Source organism: Corynebacterium stationis (assembly GCF_001941345.1).
Lineage (GTDB): Bacteria > Actinomycetota > Actinomycetes > Mycobacteriales > Mycobacteriaceae > Corynebacterium > Corynebacterium stationis.
The window spans coordinates 1,309,368-1,324,374 of record NZ_CP009251.1 but is presented as its reverse complement, the minus strand read 5'-3'; the positions used below and the strand labels follow the sequence as shown (position 1 = coordinate 1,324,374).

Genomic DNA, 15,007 nt, shown 5'->3' with positions numbered 1-15,007 from the left:
TCCCCCTACCAAGGTGTAAAAACTACTATCGCAGTCGCAAAAAGCATGGCTGGCCCGTTGGGTGGATCTGCACGATCAATGCCGCGCTGCCTAGCTCTCCCCCGCAAAATCAGGCCCCATATCAGCGCTATCACCGCTGTCAGCCCGATTGCTACCAAAAGTGCAAAGACTCCAGAGTGCTTCACCATGACAACCCCGAGCGACACCGCCAGCTTTATGTCGCCCCCACCCATGCCCTGTCCGTTGCTGGCTAGGGCCAGCAACAAATAAAGAGCTGACCATAAAAGCCCCCACAGCGCATGCCACTGCAGGGTAAATCCAATCCACCCAAGTGCCAAGGCTGCTGCCGGCAAAGTGAGAAAGTCCGGCAAGCGGCGCTGCCGAACATCATAAATTATTAGCGCTACTGCCCACACAGCTGCGCCCCCGAGCCCCACGATGGGCACAGCCTGTGCTATTAAATTCTGCATCAACACACTCCCCCAAGTATGCTTCACTTCCGGTCATAAGACGTCTACATCTCAGCGTACCGGCGTTTTACTTAGTACAGGCGGTTGACGTTCTTGTCACGCATGTAAACCTTCAAAGCTTCAAACATGGCTTCGCGTGGCGCTTCCTGGCCAGTGAACTGCTCAAATTGACTAAACGCTTGATAAGCCAGCATGCGATGCCCGCCGACTGTCGGGTAGCCATCGGAAGCCGCGTGCACGGTGAGCGGAGTTGGCCATGGGTCGTAGATAACGTCCAAGATTGGAGCGTGCGCCAGCGTCTCTTCATGACCTTCTAGCGCGGGTGATGGCACCGTGGAGATAATAACTTCTGCGCGCTGCGCAATCTTTTCGATGTCATCGGAATAGGTCACCGGCGTAATATTTTGACCAAGAGATTCCGTCAGATGTTGCAGCTCACTGCGGCGGTCAGTGCGGTTTAAGAGATCAATGTTCTTAATACCACGCTGCGCCAGCGCCCACAGAGCTGGGCGTGCGGTTCCGCCAGAGCCAATGAGCAATGCCCTTTGTTGCGTGGTTGAAGAATCACGCACCCGCAAGTTATCAGCACGGCCAAGCAGCTCGGTCAACGCCCCTTCAACGCCTTCGGTGTCGGTATTATCTGCGCGCCAGCCGCCTTCAATACGCACCAAGGTATTGGCAGAGCCCATCAGTCGCGCGCGGTCGGTAATTTCACATGCTAGAGAAAATGCTGCGAATTTACCCGGCATGGTCACCGAAAAGCCGCGGTAGTCTTCTTCTGATCCGCTCACGATGCCCGGTAGTGTCTCGGCATTCGCCTCAATCCGGGTATATGACCAATCATCAAGGCCCAACGCCTTATAGCCCGCGGTATGCAAGATTGGGGACATGGAATGGGCAATGGGCTGGCCTAAGACCGCTGCGCGTGGCATATACTCTCAAAGCTCCTTGTGTGCCGGCGCCGGAAACTTTCGCTGAAACGCCGAGAAGGTAATAGGAAGTAATTAGGGAAAAAGACAATGCGCGATGATAAACAGCACGCATTGTTTAGTCTACTGACGTTGGGTATCCAAGATGCCAGATTCGATGGCGCGATCTACTTGTTCCAGATGCTCTTCGAAGGTATCGGTAAAGACCGTGGTGCCCTGATCGTCGATAGTCACGAAGAAGAGCCACTGACCTTCCGCTGGGTTTTCCATGGCTTGGATTGCTTCTTCAGATGGAGAAGCAATCGGGGTCTCTGGCAAGCCATCCATCGCGTAGGTATTCCACGGGGTAACTTTCCCGCGGTCCTCGTCAGTTGTAGCCAACTCCACATCTTCCAAGCCGTAGTTGACCGTCGAGTCGAACTCTAAGCGCATCGGCTCATCAAGGCGGTTGAGAATAACGCGAGCAACCTTATCGAACTCTCCAGCTGGAGCTTCACGTTCTACCAAAGAAGCAGACGTCAATAGCTCATACGGAGTAATGCCGATGGCGCGGGCACGCTCTTCAATGCCTGTCTCGTTATACCGCTTGGTGGAACGGGTAATGAGATCGGTCAAGATCTCCTGGGCGTTCATATTTGGGTCCAAGACGTATTCACCCGGTGCAATCAGGCCCTCGATACGCTTCGGATCGTTTCCGCGAGCACGAATATCCTCAAGTGCCCACTCCGGTGCGCCCAACTCTGCAGGATCAACGGAAGCTGCCGTGTCTTCTAGCTCTTGCTTATTAACGCATTGGCCATCATTACAGGTTACGACCTCAATCAGTGAGTAAATGCCGTAGCGAGTATCGCCGCCTAAGACGTTAATGTCCATCAAGGTTGAACCACCGTGGACGGCCAGCATGTCCACGCGGTTTTCTTCATTGAGCAGTGCCTCCACTGCCGCATTGCCGCTCATCTGACCCTGCAAGCGGTAAAAGCCCGGCTGAATATTGCCTGCATTGGTGTTGCTCGCTGCTGCGGCTTGGAACGCGGCATTGGATTTAACAATGTCGCGTTCTTCCAGCTCGGGGCCAAGCTCAGAAATAGAAGAGCCTTCAGGGATTTGCACGAGCTCTACTGAGCCGTTGCCCTCGCCCTGGTAGTCATTGCCTTCAGATTCCCCGCCACTGCCGCTAAGCACGCGCATGGCGATGTACACTACGGCACCGATAATCAACACGAAAGAAGCGATCAATACCGCTAGTCCACGCTGACGACGCTTTACATGGACGGGGGCCATTGACCTGGCGGGATTAGCTGACTTGCCGGACTTGGCCAGTCGAGGTTCTTTGTGGCTCACGAAGGTTTCGGCTCCTTGGGGTCGTTTTCATTGCGAATGCCCGAAAGCGTCACAATGTTGCCATCTACAAGTATTAACGCCACCACATTAGTCGCTCCGTGTTAGTTAAGCGAGCAGGCATACCGATAGATCGTTACCTTTTTGAGATATCTTTGCCCCCAGCACGTTATATTCAAGCTAGTTTAGCCGCCTAAAGCAGCTGCACGTCCGTCGAGCCAGGACTGCAAAATCTCTACTGCAGCAGCCTGGTCGATGACGAAGCGTCCCTTCTTATCGCTTACCCCCGATGCGCGCAATGCGGTAGTTGCGACGACGGTGGTAAGGCGCTCATCCCCCATGCGCACCACAGGTGCCGGAGAAGGGGGCGTGGGATCTGTAGCAAAAGGCTTATTCAAACGGCGCTTCAAACGAAAGGCGATCTCTTTGGCGTGCTTGACACTCGCAGAGCCATTGCCTTGGAGGTCACGTGGTAGACCGACAACGATTTCCACGATGCCGTATTCGGCAATGATAGACAGCAGCCTATCGATGTCACCCTTATCAGGGTCTTTTAACCCGGTTTCCCGAGGCACGGTCGCAACTGGTGTGGCAAGACGTGCATCGCGGTCAGAGACCGCCACGCCAATGCGCACCGTGCCAACATCTAAACCGAGCCGACGCCCAAGGCCTGGGTCGTCTACTCCGGGAGTGTCTGGGGAAACTTTTGCCATGTTTAATTACGCCTGGACTTAAAGAGTTTCTGCAAAATCGCGGACAGCAGCAAAGCCCTGCTCGATGCCACCAGCATTGCTGCCAGCACCCTGCGCCATATCTGGCTTGCCGCCACCGCGACCATCAACGTAGCCACCAAAGAGCTTGACTACATCGCCGGACTTCACGCCGCGCGCTACAGCCGACTTGGTTGCCGCAGCAATAAACGGCAGCTTGCCATCATTTTCGGAAGCCAAGACGACAATCGCGTCGTCATTGCTCAAACGGTTACGCAAATCAGTAGCTAAGGTACGCAGGTCATTAGCCGCAACACCATTAGGCAGGTTCAAGGTAAGCACCTTAAATCCATTGATGTCCTGTGCCTGAGCTACAAACTCAGCAGACTTAGCCTGCAGTTGTGCCTGGTGCAGCTTGGCGATTTCCTTTTCAGCCTGCTTGAGCTTCTCTGTCAGCGAAGCAATACGGCCTGGTAGGTCATCGGAAGGAACCTTGAGGTCCTTCGAGACAGCATCGATAAGCGCTGCTTCCTTAGAGTAATAACGGAAAGCATCCATACCCGAGTAAGCCTCAATACGACGTGCACCAGAGCCCACGGAAGACTCACCCAATACAGATATTGGGCCAATCTGCGATGAGTGGCTGACGTGCGTACCACCGCAGAGCTCAATGGAAAATGGTCCACCAATTTCAACCACGCGCACATCGTGACCGTAGTTTTCACCAAAGAGTGCCATCGCACCCATTGCCTTGGCTTCTTCCAACGAAGTCTCAATGGTGTTGACGGCAAAGTCCGCATCCACTGCCTGGTTAGCAATCAATGCAATCTCTTCCAGCTGTGCATCAGACAGCTGTTCGGTGAAGTTGAAGTCAAAGCGCAAGTAACCTGGACGGTTCAAAGAACCTGCCTGCACAGCTGTTGGACCTAGAACCTCACGCAAAGCTGCGTGAATGAGGTGGGTTGCAGTGTGCGCCTGTGTTGCGCCGTGACGCCACTTCTGATCAACCTCAGCGGTGACCTGGGAGCCCAAATCTAGACCACCCGATGCAACGGTTGCCTTGTGCACCCACAGTTTCTTACCGATCTTCTGCACGTCTTGAACATTCAGAACGGTATCACCGGTAAAGATGCGACCGCGGTCTGCCATCTGTCCACCTGATTCCGCGTACAGCGGGCTGTGGTCCAAGATGACTTCGACTTGCTCGCCTGCACCAGCTGAGGTGACTTTCTCACCATCGCGCACAAGGCCGATAACCTTTGCGTCTGAAGCAAGCTCTTCATAACCGGTAAAGACAGTTGGCTGATTATCAACCCACTCACGGTATAGCGACTCATCCGCATGCCCGTGCTTCTTTGCACGGTTATCTGCCTTCGCGCGCTCACGTTGCTCGGTCATCGCAGCGTTAAAGGAATCCATATCAACTTCTAGGCCAGCCTCTGCAGCCATTTCCAAAGTCAAGTCGATGGGGAAACCATAAGTATCGTGCAACTCGAAAGCTTCCTGGCCCCGCACCACGGTCTTACCTTCAGTCTTGGCAGCCGCTGCGACCTCATCGAAGCGGTGCGTGCCGGACTCCAAGGTCTTGAGGAAGGACTTTTCTTCGTTCAGGGCAACGCGCAGGATACGCTCGCGGTTTTGCGCGATCTCTGGGTAGGACAGTTCCATGGTGTCCATGATGGTGTTCATGAAACGCTCAAGAACTTCTGCCTGCGCACCCAACAGACGTGCTGAACGGATAATGCGGCGTACCAAACGGCGCAGGATGTAACCGCGACCTTCATTAGATGGCGTTACACCATCCAAAATCAGCATCATCGCGGTGCGCGAGTGGTCAGCAATCACGCGGAAACGCACATCATTGATGCGCTCATCTTCTGGATCTTCATAGGTAGCGCCGGTGACCTTTTCAGCCTCAGCGATAACCGGTGCCAAAAGGTCAGTCTCATAGACATTGTCTACGCCCTGCAGAATACAAGCTACGCGCTCGATGCCGAGGCCGGTATCAATGTTTTTCTTCGGCAGCTCACCAAGTAGTTCAAAGTCTCCCTTGCCGTTGCCTTCACCACGGATGTTCTGCATGAACACGAGGTTCCAGATTTCCATGTAGCGGTTGTCATCGGCTTCTGGGCCGCCCTCGACGCCGTATTCCGGGCCGCGGTCGTAGTAGATCTCAGAACATGGACCACAAGGGCCAGGCACGCCCATGGACCAATAGTTGTCTTCCATGCCCATGCGCTGAATACGTTCCTTAGGAACGCCAATCTTTTCGTTCCAGATTTTTGCTGCCTCGTCATCGTTGAGGTAGACGGTAACCCACAAGCGATCAGGGTCTAAGCCAAAGCCGCCTTCGTCGACGGAGTTGGTAAGCAGTGCCCATGCATTTTCGATTGCACCCTCTTTGAAGTACTGGCCAAAGGAGAAGTTGCCTGCCATCTGGAAGAAAGTGTTGTGACGGGTAGTAATGCCTACTTCTTCAATGTCCAAGGTGCGGACGCACTTTTGGATCGAGGTGGCCAAGCCATTAGGAAATGGCGGGTTTTGCTGACCTAAGAAGTAGGGCTTGAACGGAACCATGCCAGCGTTGACGAACAGCAGGTTCGGGTCGTCCAGAATCAATGAGGCGCTCGGTACCGCTTCATGTCCGCTATTGACGAAGTGTTGCGTAAACCGTTCGCGAATCTCATGAGTCTTCACTGTGCAGTGTCCTTTTGCATCTATCGGTAGTTAAAATCACAAGCCATAATAACTACTACTGGGCTAAATCTTTTTGCCGCGCTTGGGCAATACCTTGTTAAAGCGCGGACTCAACACCACAAGACTTTACCCGTCTTGGGCGTTGGTTCGGAATACGGGGCAGGAATTTCTCTAACTCGAGATTTTATTTACTTCCGCCGGCGTTTTTCTCATCCCGCACGATCCCGCGCAACCGTGGGAGATATTCATAAATTCGCTTCTCCGCACCGTGGTTGGTGGGTTGGTAGTACCGGGCATCCGCCAGTTCCTGCGGCAGATATTGCTGGGCGACGACACCGCGTGGATCATCGTGTGGAAATTTATATCCGACTGCACTTCCCAAACGCTTTGCACCTTCATAATGTCCATCGCGCAAATGCGGCGGCACATGCCCAATCTTGCCGCGGGCGATATCTTCTTGTGCCGCTGCAATAGCTTGCATCACCGAGTTGGATTTCGGTGCAGTAGCTAAGTGGATAACCGCCTGTGCCAGCGGGATGCGGGCTTCCGGAAGACCGATCAATTGCGCGGCTTCAGCTGCTGCCACCGCGGTAGGCAGTGCTGTGGGATCTGCCATGCCAATGTCTTCAGAAGCGTGCACGATCAAGCGCCTCGCGATAAACCGTGGGTCCTCCCCTGCCTCGATCATGCGCGCTAGGTAGTGCAAGGCAGCATCCACGTCTGATCCACGAATGGATTTAATAAAAGCTGACACCACGTCGTAATGCTGATCGCCGTCACGGTCATAGCGCACCACTGCGCGGTTTACGCTGGCGTTGAGCACCTCCGTGGTTAAAACCGGCTGTGCAGCGCCTTCCCCGTCCGACTCACTTTCAGTGGTTTTTGAGTACACGTCCTCAGCGGTTTCGGCAGCTGCTTCGAGATAGGTCAACACTCTGCGTGCATCGCCACCGGCGAGCATCGTCAACTGCTCTTTGGCTTCATCTGTTATCTTGATGCGACCTTGCAGTCCGCGGTGTGACTCGATAGCGCGATCGATTAACTTCGCAATGTCGGCAGGTTCCAGGGAGTTTAGCTGCAACAACAGTGAGCGAGAAAGCAACGGCGAAACCACCGAGAAAGACGGGTTTTCCGTGGTTGCTGCCACCAGGAGTACCGTGCGGTTTTCAACAGCCGCGAGCAACGCATCCTGCTGAGTTTTGGAAAAGCGGTGTACCTCGTCGATGAAAAGTACTGTGCGTACCCCGCGGATAGCCTCTTGGCGGGCGTGGGTGATTACTTCTCGAACTTGTTTGACCCCGGAGTCGAGCGCGGACAAGCCAACGAAATTCTGTCCCATAGTTGCAGCGATCAGAGAGGCAATCGTGGTTTTGCCGGTGCCGGGAGGTCCGTACAAAATGACTGAGGCTTCACCAGAGCCTTCTACTAACCGGCGCAATGGCTTTCCCGGTGCCAGAAGATGGTCTTGGCCTAAGACTTCATCCAGGTGCTGCGGACGCATGCGAGCAGCCAATGGAGAACCCGTGTGCGCAGCAAACATCGCCCCACCACGTCCAGCTATGCCTGAAGCAGAATCCCCTTCCGATTCGGCAGACGGACCGGTTGGAAATAACGAATCTTGGGTCATGACTACCTTCTCACCATTTGAAAAGCCCTAAGCCTTGAACAGTCTCTTGGATAGCCCCAGTGAGGCGGCCAAGGAGATGCCTAGGCTAGCGATAATTGATCGGGCGTGGCTCCCGCAGCCGGTCGGCAACCTGCTGGCTAAATTCCTCAATGGACTTATATTCCTCAGCATAAGAGCCACGTCCGCGACGTCCTGCAAACCTGTGGAGCGATTCGAATGTCTCATAAAGGTCGCGGCGAATCAAAAGCTCATCGTCGCTAAAGGGAGCCTGGTTGCTTCCGCGCAATAGGGAATTAGCAAAAACGTCATCGATCTCGCGGTCTTCAGAAGAAAATGCTGCTAGCTCTTCCACACCACCGGCGTACATGGTGGCAACGCTGGAAAGTGCCCATCCAATGAGTGAACGCACAATCAAGCGGTTAAGTTCTTCACTTTCGCCAAAGCGTGGCCAAGTTTCTACTACCTCGCGAGCCCACGCATGGATGAAGACATCTCCTTCTTCATCTGAGATCGGGCGAGCGAACAGGAACTGTGGGAAGCCTGCAATAACGCACGCCACGTCAAAGCCAACGTTTCTAAAGCCTGCCCATTCATAATCCAAGAAGGAAATCTTCTGGGAAACAATAATGTTGTCTGGCGACAAGTCGAAAGGAGTAAATGCTCGCTCGTTACCGCTTAGCAGTGTCGCAGCGGACGCGTTCGCGTAGCTAGAAACAGCCTCCGGCGGGGTCAGTCCTGCGCGCTGGAGAATTTCCAAGCCGAGATAAATCGAATTGTGCAATGCTTCCGCACGCAATTGATAGTTGATGATATCCGGTTGATTGCGGATTACACGGTTAGCAAGCGCTTCGAAGTCAGGCTCGCGGCCAGCAGTATCGGCATGCATCTGCCCCAACTCCGTGCCAAGTGCGCGGATTACTTGCAGACGCTCTTCATCATCAGCTTTTGCCAAGGTATCCGACAAAGTATTGGAGTCGCCTAAGTCAGTGAGCACCAAAATACGCTCATCAATATCGTGCGCTAAAAGCACGGGTCCTGGCCTGGTGTCTTCGGATAGCGAGGTGGTGAATTGATACGCCACTACCTCACTGATGAAGGCCACATCATCCAAAGCCTGCCCCGTTGGCGGGTTGTGCTTAAGCACTACCGTGCGCTGTTGCAGAAATGGTGAGGATGCAACCCGTGCGCGCAGGACGACTGCATGGCCAGAACCAGAGAGTTCTTCTACTTCGGAGAGCTTTTGTTGACCGCCAAACCGCCGCGACAGCAAGTCTTGAGCGATGTCGACGACTTGTTGTTGTTCTAGGTTCACGGTCTTCTCCTTGAGTCTGGAACCACAAATACCACGGAAGAGTTTTCGCGGCAGAAACTAGTGGTTCCATTTACTAGCTTCTGCTCCCGCACACAGGTCTTTTATCGATATGCGCGGGAGAATTCGTATTAAGCTTCAGCCTGGTCAGCAGGCTTAGCGTCTGCCTGTGCCTTAGCTTTTTCTGGCTTGAAATCAACGCCAGTTTCCTTACGCTGCTGCGCAGGAATTGGTGCTGGCGCATCGGTGAGTGGGTCTACTCCGCCACCGGACTTCGGGAATGCGATGACGTCGCGGATGGAGTCGAAGCCGCCGAGCAGCGAGACGATACGGTCCCAGCCTAAAGCGATGCCGCCGTGTGGTGGCGCACCGTACTGGAAGGCATCCAAGAGGAAGCCGAACTTCTCCTGTGCTTCTTCTTCGCCGATACCCATGACGTTGAAGACGCGCTTTTGCACATCAGCGTTGTGGATACGGATGGAGCCGCCGCCGATTTCATTGCCGTTGCAGACAATGTCATAAGCGTAAGCCGTAGCCTCACCTGGATTCTCATCAAAAGAATCCATCCACTCTGGCTTAGGAGAGGTAAAGGCGTGGTGCACAGCGGTCCATGAGGAGTTACCCAAAGCAACGTCACCGGATGCGGTGGCCTCAGCTGCTGGCTCAAACATTGGAGCGTCAACAACCCAGGTAAATGCCCAGTCGCCTTCCTTGATGAGGTCGTTCTTGCGAGCGATCTCTCCACGTGCAGCACCTAACAGTGCACGGGAAGACTTCGTATCACCAGCAGCGAAGAAGATCGCATCGCCAGGCTTAGCGCCGACGTGCTCTGCAATGCCTTCGCGCTCAGCGGCGGTAATGTTCTTCGCAACTGGGCCACCCAAGGTTCCATCTTCGGCAACTGTGATGTAAGCAAGACCCTTAGCGCCGCGCTGCTTTGCCCATTCCTGCCAAGCGTCGAACTGGCGACGTGGCTGAGATGCGCCACCTTCCATGACGACCGCGCCGACGTATTCGTTCTGGAATACGCGGAAGGTGGTGTCCTTGAAGAAGTCGGTGCACTCTACGAGCTTGATATCAAAGCGCAGGTCTGGCTTATCGGTGCCGTAGTACTTCATGGCATCCGCGTAGGTCATGCGTGGGATCGGAGTGGTGATCTCGTATCCGATAAGCTTCCACAGCTCAGCAATGATCTCTTCGCCCAAGGCGATGACGTCTTCTTGGTCAACGAAGGACATCTCAACGTCCAGCTGAGTAAATTCTGGCTGGCGGTCTGCACGGAAGTCTTCGTCGCGGTAGCAACGTGCCAACTGGTAGTAACGCTCCATGCCAGCAACCATCAGCAACTGCTTGAACAGCTGTGGGGACTGCGGCAGTGCGTACCAGGAACCTGGCTTCAGACGTGCTGGGACCAGGAAGTCACGCGCGCCCTCTGGCGTAGAGCGGGTCAGAGTTGGGGTTTCAATCTCGGTAAACTCGTGGCGGTCCAGAACGCGGCGAGCAGCGCGGTTAGCAGCCGAGCGCAGACGCAGTGCGTCGCCTTGGGTCTTGCGACGCAAATCTAGGTAGCGGTAGCGAAGACGTGCTTCTTCGCCTACTTCACCGGAAGACGATGGGTCATCGATTTGGAATGGCAGTGCTGCAGACTTATTCAACACCTCGAGCTCGGTGACGTTAAGTTCAATCTCGCCAGATGCCAGGTTTGGGTTCTCTGAACCTTCTGGGCGAGCTTCAACAACGCCGGTTACCTTCACGACGAATTCCGAGCGCAGTTCGTGAGCTTGCTCAGCAACCTCAGACTCGCGGAAGACAGCCTGTGCGAGACCGGAACGGTCGCGCAGGTCAATGAAGATAACGCCGCCGTGGTCACGACGTCGGGAAACCCAACCGGTTAAGGTGACGGTTTCTCCGGTTAGCTCTTTGCGGAGTTCGCCCGCTAGGTGTGTACGCAACACGTTTGTGTTCATTCCTTTCAAGTTTGCAGCCACTTCTTCGACCATCGCCTTGCGTAGACAGCGCGCGCGACAAGGAGGAAGAAGACATGAACGGCCCAAGTCTACTCGTCTTTATCGCGCCCTTCTCTAAAGGGGTCAATCTTAGTCATCTAAATATTCCGTATTCTGCATCAAGGGCGTTGCGCGGTTATCGGAAATTTTCTACTCTCCACCCATTTTCTTGTCTTGGCTATGGCATGATCAGTGCATGACATTCAAAAAGGGTTCTGTTCCGCAAGGCCGCCGTGCATCCTCGGGTCGTGGCGGGCGTGGCGGCATGATTGCTGCCGGCGGTGGCTTTGGTTCTCTCTTGCTGGTGGGATTATTTCTACTTCTGGGTGGAAGCCCGGGGCAGCTGGGCGAGTTGGTCGGCGGCCAGGAGCAAGCCCAGCCGGCTATTGAAAGCGGCGAAGATGCCAATGAACCTTTGGCACATTGCCAGACTCTTGAAGACGGCAATACTTATGCCGATTGCCGCGTGGACTATACCGGCATTTCGGTTGATGATGTCTGGGCAGAACTTTTGCCACAGCAAGCCGGTATTGAATACACAGAACCAGGCCGCGTTATCTTCCAGCAGACCACGCAGTCAGGCTGCGGTATGGCTTCGGCAGCCACCGGCCCGTTTTACTGCCCCACTGATCAAACTGCCTATTTCGATGTCTCTTTCTTCGAACAGCTAGAAAGCCTTGGCGGCTCTGACGGCCCGCTGGCACAGATGTATATCGTCGCCCACGAATTCGGACACCATGTTCAGCAGCTCGAAGGCACATTGGGGCTGTCGAACTATAACGAGCCGGGTGCAGAATCCAACGCTGTGAAGATCGAGCTGCAGGCCGACTGCTACGCGGGCATTTGGGCTTCTTATGCCGACAAAGGTGAGGATGCACTCTTAGAGCCAATCACTCGGGAACAGGTAGCGGCGGCAGTCGAGACTGCACGCGCGGTTGGCGATGACAATATCCAAGAACGCAGCTCAGGCGAGGTGCGCCCAGATACCTTTACCCACGGAACCTCCGAACAGCGCCAGGAAGCTTTTCTCGCCGGCTACCGAGAAGGCACCATGGCAACCTGTGACTACCTCGAGCGCGGCGTTTACACGTCTTAAACCCACGCCGCCTTGAACCTGCACTGCCTAAAACTCGCACCCTGCAGGGATTTAGGCCACAATTTGGCGATGTCCAAATGGGCAATCTCGGTACGCTAGAAAAGCATGACGTCCTCAAATAGTGATGCCTCTAGCTACCAAAGCCGCGCCATCCCTTTCCTCGCCGCTTTCAATGACATCGAAACTCATCTGCGCATCGCTTTAGATGCCAAACGTTCCGACTCTTTTTGGTGGATGGTCGACCGGGCAGTGGATAAACACTTGCTCTCACGCCAGCAAGGAGAAGTCTTAAAAGACTATGGAAACCTGCGCAATGCCATTTCTCATGGCCGTTACCACGAGGGCGAACCTATAGCCGAGCCACATCCTGCGGTTATAGAAGATATTGAAATGCTGCGCGGAATTTTAATGGATCCACCCCGCGCTTTATCCATCTTGGAATCCACGGAAGTGGTGACGCTAACGCCCGCGTCTGAAGTATCCAAAGCACTGCGCGTGATTCGTCTTCAAGGCTTCGCCCAGATACCGATTTACGAAGACCACAAGTTCATCCAACTATTAACCACCAACACCATCTCACGCTGGGTGGCAAAAGATCTCGCTGACAATAACGTCCTTGACGCCCGCACCATCGGCGACGTTTTAGAAATGGTCAAAAAGATCGATGATGCCGTGTTCTTGTCGCGAGATATCACGGCGCAAGAAGCTGTCGATGCACTCATCAACCCAGATAAGAACGGACGTCTTCCCTACGCCGCCATCGTCACCGAGACTGGCAAACGCAACGAGCGGCCATTGAGAATTATTACCTCTTCTGACCTCGCAGTATTGATTGAGGCCTTAAACGGAAGGTGAAGCACCAACACCCGCTTGTTGACATGTCACATATGTGCTATTCTTCTTTCTGGAAACACTTAAACATTGAAGTTAAATACTTTCTCGAATTCTTAGCGAGGGCACGACAATGCAATTCGGAATCATGACCATCGGCGACGTCACCGAGGACCCCACCACCGGCAAGACCCCAACTGAGCATGAGCGCATCAACTCCATGACGGAAATTGCGCTCAAGGCAGAGGAAGTCGGCCTAGATGTCTTTGCCACCGGCGAGCACCACAACCCACCTTTCGTGCCTTCTTCGCCGACCACGCACTTAGGCTATATCGCCGCGCAGACAGAAAATCTGATTCTGTCGACTTCCACTACCTTGATTACCACCAATGATCCGCTCAAGATTGCTGAAGACTTTGCCTTTTTGCAGCACCTTTCCGGCGGCCGCGTGGATTTGATGATGGGCCGCGGTAATACCGGACCGGTCTACCCATGGTTTGGCAAGGACATCCGCGAAGGTATCCCGCTTTCCATTGAAAATTACCATCTGCTGCGACGTCTTTGGCGCGAGAAGAATATTTCCTGGGAAGGAAAGTTCCGCACCCCACTGCAGGGTTATACCTCTACCCCATTCCCGCTCGATGATGTTCCACCTTTTGTGTGGCACGGTTCCATCCGCTCCCCACAGATTGCAGAGCAAGCAGCTTTCTACGGCGACGGCTACTTCCACAACAATATTTTCTGGAATAAAGAACACGTCGCGCAGATGGTGGGCATGTACCGCAACCGCTTCGAGGCTTATGGACACGGTCGCGCTGACCAGGCTATCGTCGGTCTTGGCGGCCAGATTTTCGTCGGTGAAACGGAAGAAGCAGCTAAGAAGCAGTTCCGTCCTTACTTCGATGTCGCACCGGTATATGGCCATGGCCCCAGCCTGGAGGAATTTACCGAGCTCACCCCATTGACCGTGGGCACCGTAGAGCAGGTTATTGAACGCACCATGCAGTTTGCCGACTGGGTAGGCGACTACCAGCGCCAGCTCTTCTTAATGGATCACGCCGGATTGCCGCTGGAGGTTGTCCTCAACCAGATTGAAATCCTCGGCACCCAGATCGTGCCAGAGCTGCGTCGTCGCATGGAAGCGCGCCGCCCCGAGCACGTACCTTCCGATCCGCCGTCACACGCTTCACTGAAGGCCAACCGTGCCAACCCGCACTTCCAGGTCACCCCGAGCAAGATTGCCGAAGAGTCTTAAAAATCCCCACCTGCCTTCGCGCAGGTAGGATGGATAAACTTATAGCTTGAGCACAAAGAAAGAGATGAATAGATAATGCGTTCTCTGGCCGTTGTCACCGCCGGGTTGTCCAATCCGTCATCCACCCGCCAATTGGGCGAAAAGATTGCTGCTGCGGTCGATAGTGCCGTTACCTCCCGCGGTGAGTCCATTGAGGTTCATTTCATTGAGGCCCGGGACTACGCCGAGGAATTAGCATCGGCTTTGGTCAATACGGCTGCCAAGACTCCATTGCTTGACGATGCAAAAAAGACGCTTTCTGCAGCCGACGGCCTCATTGTGGTCTCCCCAATTTTCCAAGGTAGCTATTCAGGGCTGTTTAAGATGTTCTTCGACTCCTTAGATGTCGAAAGCATCAATGACATGCCCACTATCATCGCTGCAACTGCTGGTTCTGCGCGGCACAGCATGGTCTTAGACTTCGCGCTACGTCCCTTGATGACCTTCCTGCACGCGATGGTCATGCCGACTGGGGTCTTTCAGGCCACGGAAGACTTTGGTACGCCCGAGGGCGCGCGTATTGATCAGCGCATCACGCGCGCGGCCGGCGAGCTTGCCAACTTCATTGTTGCTAATCCTGACCATGTTGAAGGACTGTCTAAAGACTTCAGTCACAACTCGGGTAGAAAACGCAAATCTGGTGTGGGAATTGATACTGATGATTTTGTGCCGATGTCGGACTTGCTAAAGTAACACCGAA

Annotated in this window: 12 protein-coding genes; 4 read left to right on the top strand and 8 right to left on the bottom strand. The window is 54.3% G+C overall.

Annotation, left to right across the window (positions count from 1 at the left end):
- Positions 1-5: 5 nt before the first annotated feature.
- From CSTAT_RS06175 to aspS, 8 genes are all read right to left on the bottom strand, one after another.
- Positions 6-470, bottom strand: coding sequence for a prepilin peptidase (locus tag CSTAT_RS06175; protein ID WP_083640713.1), 465 nt, complete (start codon positions 468-470; stop codon positions 6-8).
- A 71-nt stretch (positions 471-541) separates the two neighbouring features.
- Positions 542-1,402: a shikimate dehydrogenase gene (locus tag CSTAT_RS06170; protein WP_075722827.1), complete on the bottom strand. Its 861-nt coding sequence runs from the start codon at positions 1,400-1,402 to the stop codon at positions 542-544.
- A gap of 120 nt (positions 1,403-1,522) precedes the next feature.
- On the bottom strand, positions 1,523-2,680 hold the full coding sequence (mltG, locus tag CSTAT_RS06165; RefSeq protein WP_075723822.1) for an endolytic transglycosylase MltG: 1,158 nt from the start codon (positions 2,678-2,680) through the stop codon (positions 1,523-1,525).
- A 242-nt stretch (positions 2,681-2,922) separates the two neighbouring features.
- Positions 2,923-3,450, bottom strand: coding sequence for a Holliday junction resolvase RuvX (gene ruvX, locus CSTAT_RS06160; RefSeq protein ID WP_075722826.1), 528 nt, complete (start codon positions 3,448-3,450; stop codon positions 2,923-2,925).
- Positions 3,451-3,468: 18 nt separating this feature from the next.
- Positions 3,469-6,144 (bottom strand): alanine--tRNA ligase, encoded by a 2,676-nt coding sequence (gene alaS / locus CSTAT_RS06155; protein ID WP_075722825.1) that lies wholly within the window; start codon positions 6,142-6,144, stop codon positions 3,469-3,471.
- 184 nt (positions 6,145-6,328) lie between these two features.
- Positions 6,329-7,771, bottom strand: coding sequence for a replication-associated recombination protein A (locus CSTAT_RS06150; RefSeq protein WP_075722824.1), 1,443 nt, complete (start codon positions 7,769-7,771; stop codon positions 6,329-6,331).
- An 85-nt stretch (positions 7,772-7,856) separates the two neighbouring features.
- On the bottom strand, positions 7,857-9,083 hold the full coding sequence (locus tag CSTAT_RS06145; protein ID WP_075722823.1) for a protein kinase family protein: 1,227 nt from the start codon (positions 9,081-9,083) through the stop codon (positions 7,857-7,859).
- A 128-nt stretch (positions 9,084-9,211) separates the two neighbouring features.
- Entirely contained in the window at positions 9,212-11,035 is a 1,824-nt protein-coding gene (aspS, locus tag CSTAT_RS06140; protein ID WP_075723821.1) for an aspartate--tRNA ligase, read from the bottom strand.
- A 247-nt stretch (positions 11,036-11,282) separates the two neighbouring features.
- Here aspS and ypfJ point away from each other — a divergent pair, with 247 nt between their 5' ends.
- From ypfJ to CSTAT_RS06120, 4 genes are all read left to right on the top strand, one after another.
- Entirely contained in the window at positions 11,283-12,182 is a 900-nt protein-coding gene (ypfJ, locus tag CSTAT_RS06135) for a KPN_02809 family neutral zinc metallopeptidase (protein ID WP_075722822.1), read from the top strand.
- A gap of 105 nt (positions 12,183-12,287) precedes the next feature.
- Positions 12,288-13,037: a hypothetical protein gene (locus CSTAT_RS06130; protein WP_075722821.1), complete on the top strand. Its 750-nt coding sequence runs from the start codon at positions 12,288-12,290 to the stop codon at positions 13,035-13,037.
- 109 nt (positions 13,038-13,146) lie between these two features.
- Positions 13,147-14,268, top strand: a complete 1,122-nt coding sequence (locus tag CSTAT_RS06125; RefSeq protein WP_075722820.1) for an LLM class flavin-dependent oxidoreductase — start codon at positions 13,147-13,149, stop codon at positions 14,266-14,268.
- Between the two features lie 75 nt (positions 14,269-14,343).
- Complete coding sequence (locus CSTAT_RS06120; RefSeq protein ID WP_075722819.1) at positions 14,344-15,000, top strand: FMN reductase; 657 nt, start codon at positions 14,344-14,346, stop codon at positions 14,998-15,000.
- Positions 15,001-15,007 lie beyond the last annotated feature (7 nt).

Excerpts from the sequence above, each read along its gene's own strand:
- CSTAT_RS06120 (WP_075722819.1), top strand. The coding sequence starts at position 14,344 with ATGCGTTCTCTGGCCGTTGTCACCGCCGGGTTGTCCAATCCGTCATCC.
- CSTAT_RS06125 (WP_075722820.1), top strand. The coding sequence starts at position 13,147 with ATGCAATTCGGAATCATGACCATCGGCGACGTCACCGAGGACCCCACC.
- CSTAT_RS06130 (WP_075722821.1), top strand. The coding sequence starts at position 12,288 with ATGACGTCCTCAAATAGTGATGCCTCTAGCTACCAAAGCCGCGCCATC.
- CSTAT_RS06175 (WP_083640713.1), bottom strand. The coding sequence starts at position 470 with ATGCAGAATTTAATAGCACAGGCTGTGCCCATCGTGGGGCTCGGGGGC.
- mltG (WP_075723822.1), bottom strand. The coding sequence starts at position 2,680 with ATGGCCCCCGTCCATGTAAAGCGTCGTCAGCGTGGACTAGCGGTATTG.
- CSTAT_RS06170 (WP_075722827.1), bottom strand. The coding sequence starts at position 1,402 with ATGCCACGCGCAGCGGTCTTAGGCCAGCCCATTGCCCATTCCATGTCC.
- CSTAT_RS06150 (WP_075722824.1), bottom strand. The coding sequence starts at position 7,771 with ATGACCCAAGATTCGTTATTTCCAACCGGTCCGTCTGCCGAATCGGAA.
- ypfJ (WP_075722822.1), top strand. The coding sequence starts at position 11,283 with ATGACATTCAAAAAGGGTTCTGTTCCGCAAGGCCGCCGTGCATCCTCG.
- ruvX (WP_075722826.1), bottom strand. The coding sequence starts at position 3,450 with ATGGCAAAAGTTTCCCCAGACACTCCCGGAGTAGACGACCCAGGCCTT.